This window comes from Streptomyces milbemycinicus (assembly GCF_002154605.1).
Lineage (GTDB): Bacteria > Actinomycetota > Actinomycetes > Streptomycetales > Streptomycetaceae > Streptomyces > Streptomyces milbemycinicus.
In genome coordinates this window covers 659-1,130 of sequence record NZ_MUNE01000769.1, presented here as the reverse complement: position 1 = coordinate 1,130, position 472 = coordinate 659, and the positions used below count along the sequence as shown (strand labels likewise).

At 70.6% G+C, this 472-nt stretch carries 1 pseudogene; it reads right to left on the bottom strand.

Going from position 1 to position 472, the window contains the following annotated elements:
* Positions 1 to 5: 5 nt before the first annotated feature.
* Positions 6 to 254: pseudogene (locus tag CCN51_RS45805) on the bottom strand (GNAT family N-acetyltransferase); the annotation flags it as partial.
* Between the last annotated feature and the right edge of the window lie 218 nt (positions 255 to 472).

Genomic DNA, 472 nt, shown 5'->3' with positions numbered 1-472 from the left:
CCGGGTCAGCCGCTCAAGGTGAGCAGCACTTCCTCGATCTCCTCGCCCCGTGCGTTCGCGAAACCGCGGTCCCTGCCGGTCACCACGAATCCGCACTTCTCCAGGACCCGGATGGAGCCGCCGTTGTCCGCCGCCGCCCGGGCGTGCAGCGGCCGCTCCGGCACGACGGCGAGCAGTTCTCGCAGCGCGGCGGTAGCCGCTCCACGGCCCCAGTGCTGCCGCCCGATCCAGTACGTGACCTCGCGCTCCTCGGGCGGCGGCGGACAACGGCGGCTCCATCCGGGTCCTGGAGAAGTGCGGATTCGTGGTGACCGGCAGGGACCGCGGTTTCGCGAACGCACGGGGCGAGGAGATCGAGGAAGTGCTGCTCACCTTGAGCGGCTGACCCGGTACCTTCACCCGCCATGGAACACACCTGGGCCACCGTCCAGCGCCTCGTCGCATGGCTGGACACGGAGAGCCGCCCCATGAC